The following is a 668-nucleotide window of genomic DNA, read 5'->3' as shown; positions in this document are numbered from 1 at the left end:
AAAATCAATAATTGTAATAGTGAAGTTAAAGTAATCAATAGTGAAATCTTCAGCATTAATCATAATTATTTAATAGCTTTGGCGCTTTTATTGATAAGCTTTGGATAATCTGCGCTTTTCAAAAAACGCTGATACGCGATTAATCCTGATAGATAGTGCTCCACGTCATCAATACGCACTCTAAATGAATGATGACGGATGAAAAACCCATGCAAGATGGTCTGCGGAGACTTATAGAACATAGCCATTTCTGGAAAGAAAAAACCGTTCATGAGGTGATTGGCGCGTGCATGTAATGCTTGATAAAAGCTTTGAACATCAAAGTCTGCTAACACATCGTGAAATTCTGGATAATCATCTAGTTTTAGTAGCATTTTGTGAAATGCCATGGATAGCTCAAGTAAGGTTGGAAAAGTAGTGATGCGATTTTTGATAAAGTCGATATATCCTGCGATGTTATTGACCGCGAAACGAAAGTACTTTTTTTCAGGCTTATAAATAATCAGCTCGTTTGAACAGTAAGACAGCCAATGGTCATGGGCTTGATGGTGCTTGGCTGCTATAAAATAATCAAAGGCGCGCGTGACACAGTCAAGCCAACGCTCATCTTTGGTTAATCCGTACAAGCGCATCAGCGCAAATGCGGCCTCTCCATCATAATAAATAAT

At 38.0% G+C, this 668-nt stretch carries 1 pseudogene; it reads right to left on the bottom strand.

From position 1 onward, the window contains the following. Positions 1-65 precede the first annotated feature (65 nt). Positions 66-668, bottom strand: a pseudogene (locus tag ACS8FC_RS18055) (UDP-N-acetylmuramoyl-tripeptide--D-alanyl-D-alanine ligase); the annotation flags it as partial.

This window comes from Psychrobacter sp. 1Y4, assembly GCF_051847555.1.
This window is presented reverse-complemented; position numbering and strand designations above follow the sequence as displayed.